Genomic DNA, 21,380 nt, shown 5'->3' with positions numbered 1-21,380 from the left:
TCAATGAAAAGAGTTGAACTGATTGACGTCTCCAAATCATACGATAAGCAAGTGGACGTTATATCCAATATAAACGTAACCATTGAGCCGGGCGAGTTTTTTGTCCTTGTCGGCCCTTCAGGCTGCGGGAAGAGCACAATGCTCCGGATGATTGCGGGTCTTGAGGAAATCACCGGCGGGACGTTGAAAATCGGGGAGAAGGTTGCCAATAACCTTTCTCCGGATAAACGCGATCTTTCCATGGTATTTCAAAACTATGCACTGTACCCGCATTTGTCGGTTCAGCAAAATATAACGTTCGGCCTTGATGTAAAAAGAATGAAAAAGGAGGAGCAACGGAAAAAGGCGGTTGAAGTGGCCGAAATGCTAGGCTTGACGGAATACCTCGACCGCAAACCGCGTGAACTATCCGGTGGGCAGCGTCAACGGGTCGCACTCGCGAGAGCGATCGTCAGTGAGACACCGATCTGCCTGATGGATGAGCCCCTTTCGAATCTTGATGCCAAACTGCGTGCCCATATGCGTTCGGAAATCAGAAGGATTCAAAGAAACCTCGGCATTACGATGATCTATGTGACGCACGACCAAGTGGAAGCGATGACGATGGGCGATCGGATCATGATCCTCCATGAAGGGAAGATCCAGCAAATCGGCAAGCCGATCGATATATACAATTATCCGGCGAATCCATTCGTCGCGACGTTCATCGGATCGCCGCCGATGAATTTAGCAAAAGCGGAATTCGATCCGAAAACATCGGAACTCGTCATCGGCAATGCATTGCGGTTATCCGTACCGAAAGACGAAATCGGAAAACTCCCAAGGACATCGATGACCGTCGGGGTACGGCCTGAAAACCTGCATCCTGCAACTCCCGAAAATCAAGAGGATGTTTTCCATGTGGAAGTGACGAATGTCGAAATCCTCGGGAATGAAACTGTCTTTTCATTCAAACTCGGTGAGGAGGAATGGATGGCCAAATGGAGCGGCCAATGGCATATCGACATCGGTGACCGAATGCCCGTCCGCATGGAATTCGAGGCATTGTCCATCTTTGATGAACAGAGCGGAGAGCTTATTAAAAAGACGATTGACTACGGTAATTACGTCAAGCAGCAAGAGGTGTCGCCATGACACGGATTTCTACGATGTGGCGAAAGTCCGTGGACGGCCGGACAGCTGCCCTTTATTTATTGCCATCTATCATTCTATTTTCCATTTTTGTATTCTATCCGATGTTCCGTACGATCTATTTAAGTTTTTTCCTGACGGATCAAACGGGCAATGCGGCCATCATGGTCGGAATCGAAAACTTTCAATACTTGCTTGGATCATCCGAATTCCAAAACAGTATGAAAGCGACGGGGCTTTTCGTCTTGTATACCGTACCGATCACAATCGTCCTGGCGCTGTTCTTCGCATTGCTTGCGAATGAAAAGTTGAAGGGGATCGGATTTTTCCGGACGATGTATTCATCGACGATGGGCATCTCTGTGGCGGCTTCATCCGTCATATGGCTATTTATGTTCAACCCGAGCATCGGTATGTTCAATCGGTTATTGAGCGTCTTCAATTTCCCACAAATCCAATGGCTGCTTGATCCGGAATGGGCCTTGTTATCTGTATCAATTTCTACCATCTGGATGAATATCGGCTTTTCATTCCTCATCCTACTAGGTGGTTTGCAAAACATTGACGAGCATCTTTACGAGAGTTCGAGGATCGACGGGGCGGGCTATTTCTATCGATTGAGGCGCATTACATTGCCGATGCTGTCGCCGACGCTGTTCTTCATCATCACGATTTCCCTCATCAACGCGTTCCAGACGTTCGGCCAGATCGATATTTTGACGAAAGGCGGACCTTCGCAGTCTACGAACTTGATCGTCTACTCGATTTACCGGGAGGCGTTCATCAACTATCAGTTCGGGACCGCCAGTGCACAAGCCGTCATTTTATTCTTGATCATTTTGGTCGTCACCATCCTTCAATTCAAATTGGGTGAGAGGAAGGTGCATTACCAATGAAAATGGGGCTTGCCTCAAAGATATGGATCTATTTCCTATTGATCGTCACGTCGGCATTCGTCTTCTTTCCGGTATTGTACGCATTCATGATTTCATTCATGACGGGGCCGGAGATCATCCAAGGTAAATTTTTTCCGGAGTCGATCAGCTTTGAGAACTATACAAAAGTGTTCAGCAGGCTGCCGTTGCTCAACTATTTGCTGAACAGCTTCATCGTTTCGGTTAGCGTCATGCTTGGCCAACTCGTCGTCTGCAGTCTTGCAGCCTACGCGTTCGTCTTTTTCAAGTTCAAAGGCAGGGATTTCATCTTCTTCCTGTTCATTTCGACGATGATGATCCCTTGGGAAGCGACGATGATCCCGAACGTGTTCACAATCCGCAAGCTTGATTGGTTCAATACGTATCAAGGGCTCACTTTGCCGTTTTTCGCGCTTGCATTCGGCACATTCCTGCTTCGTCAGCATTTCCTTACAATCCCGAAGGAGCTGCACGAAGCTTCCCAAATCGCTGGTTTGAGCAGATTCCGCTTTTTCTGGCGGGTTGTGCTGCCGGTTTCAAAAACAAGTCTCGTCACATTGGGAGCCTACGGTTTTCTGACGACTTGGAATATGTATTTATGGCCGTTGCTCATCACGACAAACAAATCCGTGCGAACTGTGCAAATCGGCCTGAAGCAGCTGCAGTCCCAAGAAATCGCAACCGAATGGGGGGTGGTCATGGCAGGAGTCATCGTAGTCATCATACCAACGCTGTTGTTGCTGTTCATCGGACAGAAGCAGCTGCAAAAAGGGTTATCCCAGGGTGCATTGAAATGATGAATTCAATTACTTAAAAAGGGGTGCATGGAAATTGAAGAAGATAATCTCTTCATCATTGTTTTGGATGTTGATTCTAGCTGTTGCCATTTTGACAGCTTGTACGAACAGCGACAGCAAGGAAACGGAAAAACCAGCGACGGATAATACGTCTTCCGAATCGGAAGGGACGAAAGAAGAGGGCACTGCGCCCGGCGAAAAAGTAACAATTGAATTCTGGCATGCAATGTCGGGCACGGGGCAGGAGTCAATCGATGCCATCGTCAAAGGGTTCAATGAATCACAGGACAAATACGAAGTGAAGGCGGAATTCCAAGGATCCTATGAAGAATCATTGACGAAGCTTCGAGGTGTCGGCGGAACGAAGGATGCACCTGCCATCACGCAAGTATTCGAAGTCGGAACGAAGTATATGATCGACAGCGGCTACATCGAGCCGATGCAGAAATTCATCGATGAAGACAACTATGACCTTTCCCAGCTGGAAGGGAATATCCTGAACTATTACCGTGTCGATGGCGATCTCTATTCGATGCCGTTCAACTCTTCGACACCGGTCATGATCTATAACAAAGATGCATTCAAAGCAGCCGGGCTCGATCCGGAAAAGGCTCCCGAAACGTTCTCGGAAGTGATCGACGCCGCAGCGAAGCTAAAAACGGATGAGATGTACGGGTTCTCCATGCTAACATACGGCTGGTTCTTCGAGCAGCTCGTCGCGACGCAAGGCGGTCTATATGTGAATGAAGACAACGGAAGATCAGGGGATGCAACGGAAGCTTTATTCAACGGGCCAGAAGGGTTGAACGTCTTCCGATTCCTCGATACGATGAACAAAGCGGGTACTTTCGGCAACTTCGGAACGAACTGGGATGACATACGCTCCGCATTTGCAACAGGCAAAGTCGCTATGTACATGGATTCATCCGCTGGTGTTGCTGGCGCGATCAAGAACGCTCCGTTTGAAGTAGGGGTCGCTTATATCCCTCATGCGGATGAAGTCCAGCGTAACGGTGTCGTCATCGGAGGCGCTTCGTTATGGATGTCCAAGGGAATTGCAGAGGAAGAGCAGAAAGCGGCTTGGGAGTTCATGAAATACTTGACGACGCCTGAAGTCCAAGCGAAATGGCATCTGGACACAGGCTATTTCGCCATCAACCCTGCTGCATATGAAGAGCAGAATGTAAAAGACAAATGGGCGGAATTCCCGCAATTCAAAGTAACTGTAGATCAGCTTCAAGACACGATCCCGGGTCTTGCAACACAAGGCGCGCTTATTTCCGTCTTCCCTGAATCAAGGCAGCAGATCGTAACAGCCCTGGAGGAACTCTACCAAGGGAAAGATCCGCAAGAAGTACTTGATAAAGCCGCGGAAGGCACGAACCGTGCGATGGAAATCGCCAATAAGACGAAAAAGTAAATGACGGAAGCCCCTATTCGTGAAATTGCGAATAGGGGTTTTTCAATGTCTTCAATAAAACTTCTCCGACAGTCATGTTGCCTCCAGACACTATTGAACTATGACATTTATACTTGTATAGTAGAATGTGATGGATTATTTAGAAATGAGAAATAAATTATAATATACAAATAAAAAAGGGGAAGCTGTGATGAATCGAAATTATTTAAAGCATGAATTTTTAATTACAGCAAGAAGCAGACGTACGATTCCATTTGTTTTCTTCATCGCCGTTTTATTGTTTAGCTATTGTTTAATTTTATGGCCCTATGCGAATACGAAGGAAGCATTTAATAAAAAGGAGACGGAAGAGTACCTAGCTTATTTGGAAGACCAGCAAAACCTATGGAGAAGTATCGGTAATACCGGCCTTGTATATGATTGGACGAGCATAAAGTATATTAAGCAAAAAGGTCATCCCGTTTATGCGACGAACGCCCGTAATTATGATTTGTTTTCTGGTATGTTGACATCTTTTGAGGATCGGGACTTTGCACGCGTACTCAATTTAAGGACATTATATTTGCAAGATAATCCAGATGATTATTTAGAGGACCGGTATTTATTTCAGACCGCCCCATTTCCAAGTAAGGATCGGGAGCACGCCTATATCCGAACGATGATGAAGTATGAGGATTATCTCAATAAGGATCACCCCGTCACATTTGGTTTGATGTATGAGAAAACGGGGCTGCAAACATTGCAGAATTTCCTGCAGCACTTTGGGGTTTACTTCCTTTTGTTTTGCGTTGTTTATTTTAGTAGCGACATTCTTTCAAGGGATCGAAAACATCAGACTGTCCTCCAAGGCTTGCCATTATCTTGGTATCGCCAACTGAATTTAAAATCATTGTCGGCATTCCTTTATTCAATGGTGTTCATTAGTAGCGTTATCGTAGTCGGAGTGCTCGTCATGACGATTCAGTTTGGGTTCGGATATTTCGATTTGAATGTTCCCATCATGATTCAGCAACTAACGTTTACACCCGAGGATTATAGTGTAATTTCTTTAGCTTCCTATTTAGGAAAGACACTCGTCGTCATACCGCTATTAGTCATCCTATTCGTGAGATTGAATATCGTTTTAAGTTTGCTTTTTAAAAATGAATGGATTGTTCTATTCATTAGCAGTTTGCTATTGTTCTCTGAACGCCTTTATGTAACGCGCTCGACAAGAGAGTTGTTCGGCAAGGACATCAGCCTGTTCCCGCAGACTTATTTTGATTTTGGCAAAATAATTGATGGGCAAAAGAATTATTTATTGAACACGGAAACGATAACCTATGCAAAAGGCATCCTTGTACTACTTATCACGTACTTCATTATTGAAGTCATCCTGTTTATCGTTTCACTTGTCATTAATAAACGCCGATTCTATCTAGCTAGTTAATAGCCGGGAAGGAGGAGAGGTACAATCATGTTCTTGAAATATTTATTATTTGAAATGAAATTATTACTATTAAATAAGAAAAATTGGTTGTTAGGAATTGCATTGATTCTATTTTTCCCGCTTTATTATTCACATTACAGCCAATTGGATATGGTTGACATAAGGGAAGAAAAGAATGAGGAAGCAGAGAACTTTCCTAAGATTTTAGATAAATTTCCAGGTTCTGTTTGGCAGACCGAAGAAGGAAAAGAAATTCGGAGCATTTTGATACAACAATCCTCATTGCTTAACATGCAAAGGCTTTACTTGCGGAACGAAGAACAGGGAATCTCTCATGGTTTTTTTGGTGCAGGACCTAACTTTCATAAGTTTTTTGATGCCGGTCTTGAGTTGAATGAATTGCGTCTTGAGCTGCATCGACGAGGGAATAAAGGGATACAAAAAGAGTATATTGTTCCAATTGACGAAATCCAAAAAGAAAATGCACTCTACCGGTATCACATAGAGCATGAACTCTCCCTCATCCAGGATCCATTTAAAGCGAGCAATTATATACCAGTAGCATTGCGACTTATAAGCGGAGTCATGTTTTGCTTGCTTGTATTGTTTGCGGGAAGCAGCATGCTTTTAAATGATCAACAGCATCCTTCTGTCATGTTTGGGTTTCCCATTTCGTTCATGCAAAAAGCAATTAGTAAAGTAACGGTACATTTCGCGCAAATTATGCTCTTCCTTTCAGCAAGTATATTATTAGGAGGTTATTATGTAGCGAGAAAAACGGGGTGGGGAGACTTTAGAACCCCTGTACTCATTTATCAGAACGCCGATTATACCGCAGTATCCATGCTACGCTATTTGTTTCTCATGTTCGTCGCATTTGGTTTGATTGCGCTATTGCTTTTATTCGCTTTTCTGCTGCTTAATATCGTGACGAAAAACTTGTACGCGGCCATAGTCATATTGCTATTTATTTTATTGTCCCCACAACTTCTTCTAGCTGCCGGTGTGGAAACGAATTGGCTATATCCACTAAAATTCTTGGATATCGGCGCCGTTCTAAGTGGGGAAGCGGCGAAGGAATTTGGTATTGAAAAACTTGATTTCAGGCATGCGTATAGTTGGCTTCTCGTCCTTAATTTGATTGTCATCTCCATCTTATATGGAAGAAATAAGCTAATGAGTATTCAAAAAGTGGAAACAGCACCAATAAAATTAAGTTGAAAGGCCAGGGGAAGATGATGCTGAAATTATCGAATGTATCGATTGCCTATAATGATAAGGTCGTTATGGATTCATTGGATTTAACAGCGAATAAAGGGGAAATTATAGGCCTAGCTGCGCCGAATGGAACGGGTAAGACGACGATGTTCAATGTGATGGCGAACTTTGTGAAACCCGATTCCGGACATGTTTTTTTTGATGGGAAATATACGTACCGCAATGAAAAAGAAGAATTGCACATTCATCGGAGGTTGGCGACGTTTCCGGAACAAAAGGATTTGTTTGAAGAGTTGTCCGGCGTCGATCATATGAAACTATACGCAAATATGTGGAAAGGATCGACAAAGCATGTGCCCTCCATTATCGAACGGCTTCACATGGGGCATTATGTGAAACGGAAAGTTCGAACGTATTCATTAGGGATGCGGCAACGATTATGTTTCGCAATGATGATGGCAGCTGACACGCCTATTATGCTGATGGATGAAGTGATGAATGGGCTAGATGTCGAGAACGTCGCGCTTATATCCAAGTGTTTGATGGAAATGAAGCAACATAAGCTCATATTTGTCGCTTCGCATTTATTGGAAAACTTGGATCTTTACGCGGATCGAGTTCTTTTTTTGAAAGATGGAAAGTTTGTACATGAACAAAAGTTTACGGGTGAAAACGAGATTTTTCTTAAACTGGACGTAACTGCTGAACAGTTCGAATCGATTAAAGCAGAACTCGATTTACCGGCCGGCCATATGTATATAGCCAATTACCTATTATGCATTCCTATAGGTGGGATGAGTAAATCGGAACAAACAAAATGGATGAGCCAGATGCTTAAATATAATAAGGAAATGACAATCGGGCCATTGGGGACGGTGGAGTATTATGAGAAATATTATGCTAAATCGGTTTGATGCCAAGGGAATCGTAATTGGACTTTTCATTTGCATGCTAATTTTGTCAGGTTGTCATAATTTACAAGGAACCCAGTCGGAAAAAAGAATCGTATATGCAGACAACTATGAAATTACAGGAACTACAAGGGATGAAATTATCGGAAAGGTTCATCCGGCAATTTTCACGACAGTCGATCGGAGTAATAAAGAAGCAAAAAGAGGGTTCGGACCCATGCCGACAAAAAGAGGAGCAAAGCCAACTATCGAAACTGGAAGATATGAATTGACTGGTATTCCATCAGGAAATATTTATATTTACGATAAGGACGATAACTTGCTCGTTCAGGAAATCGTAGGAAATAAAGCCGGTGTGCCTACATTGACCGTTGATATCGATTCAACGTTTTCGGTTTTTTTTGACGGAGGCTATAATACAGTAACCATCGAACCTGTAAGAACAAAGCTTTCCACAGAGTTGACCGCAGGCATATGGGATGTCGGGTTGGATATTGAACCGGGGGACTATACAATAAGCACCCCAAATGGGTATGGCTTTGTACAAATTTTGGAACAAGGAAAAGACCCTCGCCTATTTGAATTGATGGGAGGCGGATTGATAAACTCCAAAAGTCTAGTTCAGTTGAAAGAAGGCCAGAAGGTACGTGTATCAAAAGTTTCGGTTGTTTTCTTTGAAACCTCAAACAAAACGAAACAATGAGTAGAAGCCGTACGGTGATCGTCGATCGTTTGCCGACCGGCTGTTTTTGAATAAAGTCCATTATGTTAGTACCCGATTAAAAGGACAGATAATGGGTATCGTTAGGGTAAGAAGTGAAAGTGAGGAGCTGTTCATCATGAAGGACAACAACCGTTTTCAAACAAATCCCAACGAAGAGAAGGGTAAAGCATTTACAGGAATGCCGAATGCAGAGCCCTTCCCGGATTTTGAACCCGAACAGGACGCGAATAAGCAAGTGGCACAATTCATTAATTCAACCGAATGCAGAGAAAAGCCGTCGGATAATAAATGAATGGAAGTACACAGAGACCTATGCATTCGTTCAATCGAAGCATAGGTTTTTTTGCGTCTTCCATAATTTACAATATTGGAGTATAGTGAAAAAAAGACTACTACTTACGACTGGGGATAGTTGCTTGAAGCGTTTTGTTTTATTGTACATGGCATGTAGCTGCTTATTGTCAGGCTGCATCCGCAATGAAGAAAAAGTCATTCATCCCGAAGACTTTGCCATACTCCAATGTAATCCGCCTGAGATGATTGTGAACGAAAAATCAACCGCTATCACAATCGGAATGATTGGGGACATTCTATTGCATTACCCGCTCTATACCTACGATACCTACGACATTCCGTTCAGGTCCGTGAAAAACCAGTTGACCGGCATCGACTTCCTGCTTGCGAACCAGGAGTCGTTGCCGGGTGGAGCTGAGTACGGGCTGTCAGGCTATCCCCGATTCAATAGCCCGAAGCATATCATTCGGGACCTGAAGGCGAATGGAGTAGATTTACTATCCATAGCGAATAATCATACGATGGATCTATCCGAAGGCGGTTTACTCAAGGCCATTCACCATATGAAGGAGTATGGGATGCCCTATATTGGAGCATATGAATCTGCCGAAGATCGCGAGGAGAAGCGGATATTTGATGTAAAGGGAATACAGATCGGGGTGTTGGGATACACATACAGTCTGAATGGATTGGGGATTCCAAAAGGGAAAGGGTATTTGGTATCCCTCATTGATAGGGACAAGATGGAGACGGAAATACGGGAGATGAAAAAGGTCGCGGATATCATCGTTGTTTCCATCCATTGGGGCAATGAATACGCTTTGCAGCCTTCGGAGTACCAGCGGGAGCTGGCAGATTGGTTGGCCGCACAAAAAGTGGACATCGTCTTTGGTCATCATCCCCATGTCCTTCAACCTTACACGGAAATTGGGGAGACAAAAATATTCTATTCATTGGGAAACTTCTATTCTGCACAGCAATTCGATTCAACAAATATGGGTGGAATTGCGGAAGTGGAGATTTCGAAGGTGCAGTTTGCCGGAAGGAGTTTTACTTATGTCGGGGATTCGTCTTTCTATCCGACAACTGTCATTCGCAATGAGAATGGAAGATTTGTAGTTGTCCCTCTGGAGCGTGGAGGTGCGAAGTATGATGCACAGTGGGTGGAAGGGCATGTGGGATTGTCTGCTGGGAGAGAGGATGGAAAATAGATATTTTCAAAAGAAAGAGGGTGGGAATTTTACTATTCCCACCCTCCATTTTATTTGATTTATCGTTTTGAAAGTCTGTCTATAAATAATTTAAGTTCATTTGAAGTGACCTTATTTGTTGTGCCGAATGTCCCATCAGGGTATCCCGCAGTCAACTTGTTTATATAAAGCGTATTGATGTAGTCATTCGCCCAATTTGAAGGGGATACATCCTTGAAAGGGGTTGTCCCAGCAGTAAGTTCCAAATCGAATGCTCCGACAAGAACCTTTGCGAGCTCACTTCTTGTCAAATAGTCATCAGGCTTGAATTGACCTGCCGTGTTCCCCGAAAAGATTCCAGCTTCGGCAACTGCCGCAATGTCATCGTATTGTGGATGAGAAGTTGAAATGTCGGAAAATGCCGTTGAGCTAGTTGTACTTGAAAGATGCAATTCCTGAGCAAGGATTTCTGCCACTTCAGCCCTCGTTGCATAGTCGACCCGAGGAATGGAGGCAACTTTGGTTTCCGCCGAAAAATCCGCTACACGGCGGGCTCCAATATAACGTGATCCCCAATACGCCGGGTCATTGATGGATGAAATCATAACACCTTTACTTGTCGAAGCATGGATGAAATTATTTGATCCAATATAAATTCCAACGTGTGAAACCCCGCGTCCGCTTGTATTGAAGAATACAAGGTCACCAGTCAGTAAATTGCTTTTTGAGACAGGCTTTCCAGTGGAATATTGCTGACCTGTAGCTCTAGGTATTGAAATTCCTTCTTTATTGAAAACGAATTGCGTATAACCTGAACAATCGAACCCCGATGATGTAACTCCGCCGTATCTGTAAGGCGCGCCTAATTGTGCTTTTGCGCCGCTGACGAGAGAAGTCGGCGTGCTAGCTGATGCCGTGTCATGGGTGAACGTTGAGATTAAAAGGCATGCAAAAACTGTAAACATGATTCTTTTCATATGCTTCCCAAATTCCCCTTTCGCACATATCTGTAGGTGTGCTTTGTCTGTGAATACATCCTAACACGATTAAACCTTCATTTTTGTTACAGTCGCATTACGTTGTTGTTACAGTCGGGGGAATGTCGCTAGAAATGCACTAGATTCAATGTTTTGCACAGAGTTTGATAGATGAAATTACATGGAAATACTATATTCCACATATTTAAATAGACCATATTCGTCTAAAGTGTGTAATTCTATGAGAATCCTTGTAACATAATAGAAATAAAGCTGGAAGAAATGAACTATTTATTAAAGAGTTTTGATGTATGGTATAATTCTTGAATAAATTACTGCAAAAAACGATGGAATTTGAAGGTGAATAGTTGATGCGTAAACTAACAGTTTTCAGCAATATGTATCCGACGCAAAAGCATCCGACGTTCGGAATTTTTGTGAAGAATCAAGTGGAGACCCTCCGTTCAAAAGGATTAGAAGTGGATGTTTTGGCAATCGATGATCCTACAAAGGGAAAGGCCGCTGTTTTGAAAAAGTATTTAACTTGGTTCATGAAAGCAATGATCTATATTCTAATGAACAACAAGGGAATTTCTTTGACGCATTCACATTACGCTTTTCCGACAGGGCTGCTTTCATTGATCGGGAAAAAGTTGTTCAGATTGCCCTATGTCATTACCGTCCATGGCGGAGATATCGACAAGATGGCCGCAGGGAATGGAAAGATTAAAAAGATCACTAGAATAATATTGCAGCAAGCGGACGCAGTCATTGTCGTAGGGGAACGATTGAGGAAGGATGTAATCGGAAATTTTGGCGTTCAGGAAGAGAAAGTCCATGTCATGAGCATGGGTGTGAATACAGAGATATTTAAACCGATGGCGAAGGAGGAAGCCCGTAAAGAATTGGGCATACCTTCCGATGTTGAACTTCTGTTATTTGTCGGCAATATGATTGAAGCAAAGGGGATCCTCGATCTCATTGATGCGTATAAGGAAGTTCAAAGAGATCATCCGAATGCCGTCCTTCATATGATTGGATCGAGTAAAGACGAAGGATTCATGCGAAAGTTTGAAAAACATTTAAGCGAAAGGATTCACCATCATGAACCATTGCCCCAAAAGGAAGTGGCGAAATGGATAGCTGCCGCAGATATTTTTGTATTGCCTTCACATCATGAAGGGTTCGGACTCGTTGCCCTTGAAGCGATGGCAGTGGGAACAACAGTAGTTGCATCTGACGTCGGGGGACTTTCATACCTTCTTGACAATGAAGCTGGGATCCTTGTAGAGAAACAAAATCCGGCATCTCTTGCGGCTGGTTTAAAGGAAGCTTTGGAACATCCCTCCGAAAAAAGAAGGATGGCTGCTGAAGAAAAAGTCGCCGATCACACATACGAGGTCATTACTGAAAAACTATTGGCGATTTACCAAGCGGTATCGAAAGATTGAAAAATGCAATGAGCTGACAGTCAGAAGATAATCAGAATAAGGATGGGGAGATTGCAATGGTCATAGAAAAACAAATAGGGGAATGGTTTACTCATTTTCATGCACACCCTGAAATCAGCTGGAAAGAAGTCGAAACAACAAAAAAACTATCCGAGATCCTGACGGAAATGAACGTACAGCATCATACATTCGACGATGTGACCGGTGTCGTTGCGGAAATAGGGGAAGGCGATCGGATCATCGCGGTCCGTGCCGACATTGACGCGCTCTGGCAAGAGGTTGACGGCGTTTTCCGCGCAAACCATTCTTGCGGGCATGACGCCAATATGTCGATGGTGCTCGGCGCACTTTCCTATTTGAAGGGACAACAGATCGGCAGCCGGATCCGGTTCATTTTCCAGCCTGCCGAGGAGAAAGGGAATGGTGCGAGATCGATGATCGAACGCGGGGCAGTCGATTGCGTTTCACATCTATTCGGTGTCCATCTCCGGCCTCAAGAAGAGATTCCATTCGGCAAGATTTCACCTGCAATCCATCACGGGGCCGCGATTTTCCTTGAAGGGAAAGTGAAAGGGGAAGACGCGCATGGCGCCAGGCCGCAACAAGGGAAAAATGCACTTGATCCGATTTTCGCGATTGCACAGTTCCTGAAAACGATTCACTTCTCTCCATATGAGGCCTACTCCGCAAAGCTGACGAAAATCCAGGCGGGTGGCGAAAGCTTAAACATCATCCCTGGAAACGCCCTATTTGCGATCGATGTAAGGGCGCAGGCGAACACGGTTCTGAATGAATTGAAAGAGCGCATTGATACGGGCATCCAGTCGATCGCAGAGTTGTATGGCGTCGATATTGAATTGACTTGGTCGGACTATACACCTGCGGCAGAAGTGTCCGAAGAAGCCGCTTTGATTGCTAAAGAAGGGATTCTGGAAGCAGTCGGGGAAGAGGCGTTTGCACCGGCAATCGTCACATCCGGAAGCGACGACTTCCATTTCTATACGATCCATCGCCCCGATTTGAAAGCCGCCATGATCGGCGTGGGTGCCGACTTGGGACCGGGCCTTCATCATCCAAATATGACGTTCAACCGGGATGCGCTCGACATAGGTGCAAAAGTGCTGGCGGCGACGTTGGCGAAAGCTTCATTTCTAAAATAAAAGCATTGCTCCATCTACTAGGTAAGCCCTAGGTAGATGGAGTTTTTCAATATATATTCTATTACATCTAATCAGAATAAAATGAAAACTAATTGCTTATTGGGCATATTTTAGTATAATTAATAGTAGACTCCTTTTTTCATAGCGTATTCACCTCCATAAGAGCTCCATTATCCTTCGCATTGTAAGCGCTTACGAGAAGGGGAAATGAAAATAGAGGGGGAACAACATTGAAAAGAAACGGCGTAAAAGGCTTATTGTTACTGTTGCTTGGTGCATTGCTCGTTTTATCAGCCTGCAGCGGTGGCGGGAAGAAGAATATCGCAATCGGACCGCCTGCAAGTGAAACGAATAATCTATCCAAAATCATTTTGGATGCCTATGGAATTGGTGATGGCGACTACAAAGCTTTCCAGGAAGGATTCGGGGCTGCAGCTGACGGAGTCCAGGACGGTAATATCGACATTTCGATTGGGATTTTGGGACTTCCAGCGGCAAGTATCGAGAGCTTGCAGGCATCAGCCGGCGACGTGAAAATGTTAAGTCTCTCCGATGAAGCAATCAAGAAGATCGAAGCCGAATCAGGCTACAAGCGCTTCACAATTCCGAAAGAATCCTACGATTTCCTGACAGAAGATGTCGAGACCGTTACAGCCTACGCAATTTTAATGGGGAATACGGATACGATCGATGAAGAGCTCGGCTATGAATTAGCGAAAAGCATGATTGAACATGCAAGCGAAAATACACATGCGCAAGCGAAGCAGATGATTCTCGAAAATGCATTGAACGGGGCAGAAGGGCTGTTGATCCACCCAGGTGCTAAAAAATATTTCGAAGAACAAGGTTTGACGGTCAACAATGAAGTGGCAAAGTTGACGGCTACAGCAGACAAGCGGAAAACAGAACTGACACTTGGCACAGGCAGCCAAGGTGGTACGTATTACCCGCTCGGCGGGGAGATGGCGAACCTCTGGAATAAATACATCGACAGCATCAACGTTACAAATATGGAAACAGGGGCTTCCGTCGAAAACTTATCGTCGATCAGCCAAGGTCAGATGGACCTAGGGATGACGGTCCATGTTCCCGCATTGAATGCGATGAATGGAAAAGCGGATTTCAAAGACAATCCAGTGAAGAATGCGGCATTCATCGGCCATATTTATCCAGAAGTCGTTCAAATTGTAACGAGGGAAAAAACGAAAATCAACAGCTTTGATGATGTGAAATAATAAAACATTCATTCGCGGAAGTCTTGCAGCAAGATAAAATAGTCAAGTAAGGAAAGGCGGCAAAAAATGAAAGAGCATAAGGTGGTAGATGCGCAGGAAATCCTAGAAAAGTTCGATAAAGAAAATCAGTTTCGTGTAGAAATCGGCAAATGGGCGTACGTCGTCACCTTCCTGGCAGTTTCGCTCACAATCTTTCATCTATATACAGGATCAACGAGTGTTCTGCCGTCACAACAGCAAGGGGCCATCCATCTTGGAACCGCTTTAGGGATCATCTTCCTTCTGTATCCGGCCAAAAAGGCATGGAGGAAAACACAGAAGAAAGTGCCCTGGTATGACGTGTTGCTAGCGTTTACCGCAATGTATGTGGCCTATCATAAAATCTTTTTTTACGATTCCATTCTTCAAAGCAGGGTGTCGGGCTACAGCTCGTTGAATATTATCATTTCGATCTTAGGCGTATTGCTCGTATTGGAAGCGACACGCAGGACGGTTGGCCTTCCCATCGTCATCGTTGCGAGCGTCGCGATGCTCTATGCGATGTACGGAAATCTAATTCCGACGCGGATCTTATCGCATGAAGGATTTGCGCTCGATCGGACGATGACGAATTTGTGGTATCGCGAAAGCGGTGTGTTCGGAACGCCGATTCAAATTTCCGCGAAATTCATTTTCCTGTTCCTGTTTTTCGGAGTGCTTCTCGTTAATACGCCGATCGGTAGATTCTTTAACAATCTGGCATTCTCGTTAACCGGGCGTTATACAGGCGGTACCGCCAAGGCGGCTGTCGTGGCGAGCGCACTTCAAGGAACAGTATCTGGAAGCTCCGTCGGAAACACTGTGGCGACTGGAAGCTTCACGATTCCGATGATGAAAAAGGCGGGCTTCAAACCGGAATTTGCCGCAGCGACAGAAGCATCCGCTTCGACTGGCGGGCAGATCATGCCTCCGATGATGGGCGCGGCCGCCTTCATCATGATGGAGTACCTCGGCGTCAATTATTCGGTGATTATGCTGGCGGCACTGATTCCCGCCATTCTCTATTTCACGGGGATTTTCATCGGAACGCATTTCGAGGCGAAACGGCTGAAGATTCTTGGGTTGCCAAAGTCGGAGCTGCCGGTGTTCAAGAAGATCTTCATTCGCGACGGCTATATGATCATTCCGCTCTTGGTCATCATCGTTACGATCATGTCCGGCTTCACGCCGCAGCGGGCAGCGTTGTTCGGAATCCTTTCTGCTGTTGTCATCTGGTTTTTCAATGCTTTTGTCAGAAAGGAATCGGAGTTCAGTTTAAAAAGAGTCATTTATGTACTGGAACAAGGGGGAAGGGTGGCGCTGCCCGTCATTGCGGCGGTAGCGACAGCCGGCATCATCGCAGGCGTGGTGAGCATGACGGGCTTGGGAGCGAAATTCGCTTCCGGCATCATCGCCCTGTCGAACGGCTACTTGATCTTGGCGCTATTCTTCACGATGGTCGCGTGTATTGTGCTTGGAATGGGATTGCCAACGACGGCCAACTATGTTGTCACGGCAACAATCGCGGCACCGGCGCTCATTAATGAATTTGGCATCGCACCGATCGCTGCCCATATGTTCGTCTTCTATTTTGGCATCGTCGCCGACATCACGCCGCCGGTCTGCTTAGCGGCCTATGCGGGGGCGGGGATAGCGAAGGCGAATCCGTTCAAAACCGGTATGACCGCTGTAAAGCTAGCGATTGCCGCTTTCATCATCCCATACGTCTTCATCTACAATCCGATTCTCGTCTTCGTCGATGTTACGCCGGTGAAGCTCATACTCGGCATCGCAACTGCGATTGTCGGGATGATCGGGGTCAGTAGCGCCGTCATCGGCTACTTCGTACGGGATGCCCGCATTTGGGAGCGGCTCGTACTATTTGCCGCTGGTCTGCTGCTCATCATCCCTGAGCTGACGACAAGCGCCATTGGGCTCCTGCTCATTGCAATCGTCTGGTTTATTCAACGAAGAAGACCGGAAGAGAAACAGTCCGTTAAAGAGGTCGTTGCATAGGGGAATAAATAAAAAGCTGTCACCTGGAAAATGGGTGACAGCTTTTTGCTTGAAAACGGTACTGCGCTCATAAATTCGGAATCGCGCTCATAAATGCTGCGTCCGCGCTCATAAATTCGGAATCGCGCTCATAAACGCTACGTCCGCGCTCATAAACCCGGAAATGCGCTCATAAACTCAGAAAACGCCTCTCAACATCACATGAAAAAATTCTCTTCGCCGATCCGGTCATACAACCCGCTCTTTTTGAACATGGAAAGCTTCTCTTTCGGCAGTTTCTTAACAATGATCCTAACATTCTTTTTGCTGGCGCCGTCCAATAATGCGGATAGGGCAGCCTCGCCCGTTGCATCAATCATTGCGAGATGCTCCAGATCTAAAATGATCTTCGCAGTATCCTGTGAAAGGAGAGTTGGCATCCTATCTTCAAACACTTTCGCCGTACCAAAGAACAATGGCCCTTCAATGATGAACTTGGACACATCGTCTCCGAATTTATGAATTTCGACATCGGAAAGTTTATCCGGCACGATATGAAGCTTGCCGCTCATTTTACGCAAGAAGGATATGGCTGCGAGCAGAATTCCGATTTGGACGGCAACCGTCAGATTAATGAAAATCGTAAGCAGGAATGTCGTCACCAACACGATCGAATCGCTCGACCTTACTTCTAAAATATGAACAAACGCTTTTCGGGCACTCATATTCCACGCGACAAACATTAAGATAGGTGCCATCGCCGCCAATGGGATATATGAGGCAAACGGTGCGAAAACCAAGATGAACAATAATACGAAAACACTTTGTACAATGCCTGAAACCGGGCTGACAGCGCCTGAACGGATATTGGTCGCCGTACGCGCAATCGCTCCCGTTGCGGGAATGCCCCCGAATAACGGCGAAACGATGTTCGCGATTCCTTGACCGAATAATTCCCGTTTGGAATCATGCTTCGGACCCTCTTTCATTCCATCCGCAACGACCGCAGACAGCAACGATTCAATCGCGCCGAGTGCAGCAATGATCAAAGCGGGCTGCCAAAGGCTTACAAGTTTTGTCAATGTGATTTTAGGAATTTGCAGTCCAGGCAACGATTGAGGAATACCCCCAAAGGCAGTTCCGATTGTTTCCACTTTCCCCGGATAAAACAAGACAGATACAATAGTTGGAATGATAAGTGCGAAGAGCAGCAACGGAAGTCGAGGGGCGACTTTCGGCAAAATGAATATCAAAGCTAGGCCGACCAACGCTGTGAGCACACTGAAGAGATTCACCGTATGGAGATGCTTGGCGACATCGATCATATTTTCATGGAAGAATTCTTTGCTTTCGAGTCCTGATAGGCCAAGGAAGTTCCCGAATTGCCCAGTGAAAATGATGATTGCAATTCCCGACGTGAACCCGATCGTCACGGAGCGGGGGACGAAATGAATGAGATTGCTGACGCCTGCCAAACTCATGATCACTAGGAAAATACCTGCTAGAAACCCGGCAATCAAAAGATCTTCATAGCCATACTGAAGGACGATTGCCAGAAGGATCGGGATGAAGGCCCCAGTAGGACCCGCAATTTGATAACGGGACCCTCCTAATAAGGCGACTAAAAAACCGGCAATGATTGTCGTATACAAGCCATACTCCGGTTTGACACCCGAGGCAATTGCAAAAGCCATCCCGAGTGGAATGGCTACGATACCGACAGTTATCCCCGAAAGCAGATCCTTCCGAAATCCTGACGCATTATAATCAATAAAACGCTGATCTTTGAACAAGGCGGTCACTCTTCTTCCACAGTATTTGTTAAAATATTTCCTTTCTTCATTATAAGCCACAAACACAGTGCTGGCAAGGTCCCGCGCCCAATAACGATGATCCCGCGCCTAAAGCGAGCAGTTTCGCGCTCAAAGTAGGTGATCCTGCGCCCAAAGCGAGTAAACCCACGCTCAAAGACGGTGGTATCGCGCTCAAAGTAAGTGATTCCGCGCCTATAGCAAAAAGAGGGCTGCCGCAATAAATCAGTTTCCCCTGACATTCCCGACAGCCCCTCACTATACAAGTTCGGTTTCCTTCAATACAATCCGATCATAGCCTAATCGCTGCACAATCTTCGTAATATGTGGCTGCTCGACACGTGCGAGCCGCAATGCCTCCTCTTGAGCAAATGCCTCGCGTGTCGGGCCGTCGAACAGCATGCCGCCATTGCTGAAAATGATTGTCCGTCCAAATGTTTCTGCAACGAAATCCATGTCGTGCAAAATGCAGATGACGAGCTTGCCTTCTTCATGAAGCGAATGGATGATTTCCTTCACATTCGCTTTCCCGCGGACATCCTGGCCCATCGTCGGTTCGTCGAAAATGACGATATCCGTGTCCATGGCAAGTATCGATGCCATCGCGACCATCTTCCGTTCAGCGAGACTCAAGTCATACGGATTCTCTTCCGCTTTATCCGCTAGTCCGACTAGCTTGAGCATCGCTTTTGCGTTCGTCAACGCTTCCTCATTGGATTGGCCGATGTTCAAAGGTCCGAACATCACTTCATCAATCACTTTATGCTTAAAAATCTGGTCGTTCGGATTTTGAAAGATGAGTCCGATCCTTCCTGCCAGTTGAGCGGCTGTCGTTTCGGACGTCCTCTCTCCATTCAATACAATCTCGCCGGAGTCCGGTTTCAACAGGGCTTTCAGTAATTTGACAAACGTCGTTTTCCCAGCGCCATTCTGCCCGATGATTGCAATCGGCTCGCCGCTCAACGTAACGTTCAGTCCGCGGATCACTTCCTGTCCTTTTTCGTAGCTGAAATGAAGATTCCGGACAATAAGTTCCGCAGTCGTTTTGCTGGCCAAACTGATTTTATCATCCGGACGAAATCGAATTTCCCGCTCAATCGGCATATCATTCAACGAAATCGGATAATGCCCTGTCGTTTCATTCCGCAGATTAAAAGTACGCGCGATTTTCACATGGACTGGAGGTTCGACGCCATATTCATGCAAATCATCCCGTGAGAAGACTTCCTTCGGTTTCCCGTCCGCTATCAGCTCCCCGTCATGCATCAACAGGATCCTGTCTGCATATGCCGCAAGCTTCTCCATTTTCTGCTCCACCATAATGATCGTCATACCGCCGGCCGCCAATTTTTCAACGACGCGAAACACTTCTTCCGCGCCTTCCGGATCGAGCTGGGACGTCGGTTCGTCGAGGATGAGGATATCAGGCTTCATGGCGATGACGCTCGCAATGGCGACCCGCTGCATTTGGCCACCGGATAATGAAAAGGGGTTCTTCTCACGATGCCCTTCAATATCGAGCAGCTTCATACTTTCACGGACCCGCTCATGCATGACATCCCGCGGCACCCCTTGGTTTTCCAAGCCGAATGCGATTTCATCAAAGACGGTGAACTTGGCGCCGGTCATTTGCGAGAAAGGATTTTCAAAAACGAGACCGACGCTTGCAGTTATTTCACTTATGTCATGCGACAACACGTCCATGTCGCCGATATACACATCGCCGCCATATGCACCTTTGAAAAAGTGGGGGACGAGTCCGCTCAGCGCATAACATAATGTCGTCTTTCCGGCTGTATTCATGCCGACAATCCCGACGAATTCGCCTTTTTCCACTGTGAATGAAATATCATCGAGCGCAAAACTGGAGCTTTCCGGATACTTATATTTCAAGTTCTTCACGCATAATAAACTCATGACATCACCCTCCAAACGATGACTGCCAAAAAGAAGGCGATCAATGCAATTCTGAGAGGCATGCTATATCGATAGTTTTCCTGTTCATACAAAAACGTCCGTTTCCCTTTCGCATTGAATCCACGGATTTCGAGCGCGATGGACCGCTCCCGTGTTTCCGTAAGTGAATTCAGTACGACGGGCCCCAATAGCGGAAGGAATGATTTGAATCTTATCCATATCCCGCCTTCCGTTTCCATGCCGCGTGCCCTTTGCGCATCTGTAATTTTGCCGGTCAATGCGATCATTTGCGGAATGATCTGCAATACAGAGAGCAATACGTAGCCGAATTTCGGCGACATGCCTTTCTGCATCAACGCCTCCACAAGATCATCCGGCTTCGTCGTCAAAATGAGCACTCCGAACGCGGCCACCATATTGACGACCCTGAGCGTGATCAGAAACGCGATCAAAAAGCCTTCTTTGTAAATGGCGATCGGGCCAATCTCGAACAGGACCGTCGCCCGGTCAGGATGGAAAAATCCTTGGACGATGATGATGGATGCGATTAGCAAAAAGCTGACCCCGATGACCGGCAAAATGGATTTGAACACTTTGCCGATCAGCAGGATGCAAAATGTGAACAAAAGGATTCCGAACACGGCTAGATGATTCGATAAAATATAGGTCGATGTGATGGAAAGAAGTACGAATAATAGCTTTGTCAATGGATCCACCCGATGGACCGGCGAATCCCTGCCGACGTACAATGTCATGTTGTTCATTCGGACACCTCCTGCAGGCAATGC

At 45.7% G+C, this 21,380-nt stretch carries 19 protein-coding genes; 14 read left to right on the top strand and 5 right to left on the bottom strand.

What is annotated here, in order from left to right; genetic code table 11:
* The first annotated feature begins 3 nt into the window (after positions 1 to 3).
* The 10 genes from ACFPTP_RS13110 (at position 4) to ACFPTP_RS13065 (ending at position 10,049) form a co-directional block, all read left to right on the top strand.
* Positions 4 to 1,134: an ABC transporter ATP-binding protein gene (locus ACFPTP_RS13110; RefSeq protein WP_381445637.1), complete on the top strand. Its 1,131-nt coding sequence runs from the start codon at positions 4 to 6 to the stop codon at positions 1,132 to 1,134.
* Positions 1,131 to 2,027, top strand: a complete 897-nt coding sequence (locus ACFPTP_RS13105; RefSeq protein ID WP_381445635.1) for a carbohydrate ABC transporter permease — start codon at positions 1,131 to 1,133, stop codon at positions 2,025 to 2,027. Before ACFPTP_RS13110 ends, ACFPTP_RS13105 begins: the two co-directional genes overlap by 4 nt.
* Positions 2,028 to 2,029: 2 nt before the next feature.
* Positions 2,030 to 2,842 carry a carbohydrate ABC transporter permease gene (locus ACFPTP_RS13100; protein WP_381446068.1) on the top strand — a complete coding sequence of 271 codons (813 nt, stop codon included), beginning with the start codon at positions 2,030 to 2,032 and terminating at the stop codon, positions 2,840 to 2,842.
* A 34-nt stretch (positions 2,843 to 2,876) separates the two neighbouring features.
* Positions 2,877 to 4,262: an ABC transporter substrate-binding protein gene (locus tag ACFPTP_RS13095; protein WP_381445632.1), complete on the top strand. Its 1,386-nt coding sequence runs from the start codon at positions 2,877 to 2,879 to the stop codon at positions 4,260 to 4,262.
* A 190-nt stretch (positions 4,263 to 4,452) separates the two neighbouring features.
* Complete coding sequence (locus ACFPTP_RS13090; RefSeq protein ID WP_381445630.1) at positions 4,453 to 5,691, top strand: hypothetical protein; 1,239 nt, start codon at positions 4,453 to 4,455, stop codon at positions 5,689 to 5,691.
* Positions 5,692 to 5,718: 27 nt separating this feature from the next.
* The gene (locus ACFPTP_RS13085; protein ID WP_381445628.1) at positions 5,719 to 6,912 is read left to right on the top strand and encodes a hypothetical protein; all 1,194 of its coding nucleotides are present in this window, start codon (positions 5,719 to 5,721) and stop codon (positions 6,910 to 6,912) included.
* Between the two features lie 17 nt (positions 6,913 to 6,929).
* Entirely contained in the window at positions 6,930 to 7,823 is an 894-nt protein-coding gene (locus tag ACFPTP_RS13080) for an ATP-binding cassette domain-containing protein (protein ID WP_381445626.1), read from the top strand.
* Positions 7,795 to 8,523: a cupredoxin domain-containing protein gene (locus tag ACFPTP_RS13075; protein WP_381445624.1), complete on the top strand. Its 729-nt coding sequence runs from the start codon at positions 7,795 to 7,797 to the stop codon at positions 8,521 to 8,523. The genes ACFPTP_RS13080 and ACFPTP_RS13075 overlap by 29 nt, the downstream gene beginning before the upstream one ends.
* Before the next feature lie 91 nt (positions 8,524 to 8,614).
* On the top strand, positions 8,615 to 8,836 hold the full coding sequence (locus tag ACFPTP_RS13070) for a hypothetical protein (protein WP_381445622.1): 222 nt from the start codon (positions 8,615 to 8,617) through the stop codon (positions 8,834 to 8,836).
* 124 nt (positions 8,837 to 8,960) lie between these two features.
* Entirely contained in the window at positions 8,961 to 10,049 is a 1,089-nt protein-coding gene (locus ACFPTP_RS13065) for a CapA family protein (protein WP_381445620.1), read from the top strand.
* A 59-nt stretch (positions 10,050 to 10,108) separates the two neighbouring features.
* Here ACFPTP_RS13065 and ACFPTP_RS13060 read toward each other — a convergent pair whose 3' ends face one another.
* Positions 10,109 to 11,005 (bottom strand): C40 family peptidase, encoded by an 897-nt coding sequence (locus tag ACFPTP_RS13060; RefSeq protein ID WP_381445618.1) that lies wholly within the window; start codon positions 11,003 to 11,005, stop codon positions 10,109 to 10,111.
* Positions 11,006 to 11,376: 371 nt separating this feature from the next.
* On the opposite strand from ACFPTP_RS13060, the gene ACFPTP_RS13055 reads away from it, so the two are divergent.
* From ACFPTP_RS13055 to ACFPTP_RS13040, 4 genes are all read left to right on the top strand, one after another.
* A complete protein-coding gene (locus ACFPTP_RS13055) occupies positions 11,377 to 12,456 on the top strand; it encodes a glycosyltransferase (protein WP_381445616.1) in 1,080 nt (359 codons plus the stop codon).
* 56 nt (positions 12,457 to 12,512) lie between these two features.
* The gene (locus ACFPTP_RS13050) at positions 12,513 to 13,616 is read left to right on the top strand and encodes an amidohydrolase (protein ID WP_381445614.1); all 1,104 of its coding nucleotides are present in this window, start codon (positions 12,513 to 12,515) and stop codon (positions 13,614 to 13,616) included.
* Between the two features lie 230 nt (positions 13,617 to 13,846).
* Positions 13,847 to 14,851, top strand: coding sequence for a TAXI family TRAP transporter solute-binding subunit (locus ACFPTP_RS13045; RefSeq protein WP_381445612.1), 1,005 nt, complete (start codon positions 13,847 to 13,849; stop codon positions 14,849 to 14,851).
* Positions 14,852 to 14,917: 66 nt separating this feature from the next.
* Entirely contained in the window at positions 14,918 to 16,885 is a 1,968-nt protein-coding gene (locus tag ACFPTP_RS13040) for a TRAP transporter permease (protein ID WP_381445610.1), read from the top strand.
* Between the two features lie 197 nt (positions 16,886 to 17,082).
* Here ACFPTP_RS13040 and ACFPTP_RS13035 read toward each other — a convergent pair whose 3' ends face one another.
* From ACFPTP_RS13035 to ACFPTP_RS13020, 4 genes are read right to left on the bottom strand one after another with little or no spacing between them, the layout of a single operon-like run.
* On the bottom strand, positions 17,083 to 18,657 hold the full coding sequence (locus ACFPTP_RS13035) for a SulP family inorganic anion transporter (protein WP_381445607.1): 1,575 nt from the start codon (positions 18,655 to 18,657) through the stop codon (positions 17,083 to 17,085).
* A 5-nt stretch (positions 18,658 to 18,662) separates the two neighbouring features.
* Positions 18,663 to 18,917 carry a hypothetical protein gene (locus ACFPTP_RS13030; protein WP_381445605.1) on the bottom strand — a complete coding sequence of 85 codons (255 nt, stop codon included), beginning with the start codon at positions 18,915 to 18,917 and terminating at the stop codon, positions 18,663 to 18,665.
* A gap of 16 nt (positions 18,918 to 18,933) precedes the next feature.
* On the bottom strand, positions 18,934 to 20,592 hold the full coding sequence (locus ACFPTP_RS13025) for an ABC transporter ATP-binding protein (protein WP_381445603.1): 1,659 nt from the start codon (positions 20,590 to 20,592) through the stop codon (positions 18,934 to 18,936).
* A complete protein-coding gene (locus ACFPTP_RS13020) occupies positions 20,589 to 21,356 on the bottom strand; it encodes an energy-coupling factor transporter transmembrane component T family protein (protein WP_381445601.1) in 768 nt (255 codons plus the stop codon). Before ACFPTP_RS13020 ends, ACFPTP_RS13025 begins: the two co-directional genes overlap by 4 nt.
* Between the last annotated feature and the right edge of the window lie 24 nt (positions 21,357 to 21,380).

Origin of the sequence: Sporosarcina koreensis (assembly GCF_042655825.1) — a bacterium.
Classification (GTDB): Bacteria; Bacillota; Bacilli; order Bacillales_A; family Planococcaceae; genus Sporosarcina; species Sporosarcina koreensis.
The sequence above is the reverse complement of the archived record's forward strand: the minus strand, read 5'-3'. Positions and strand labels throughout refer to the sequence as shown.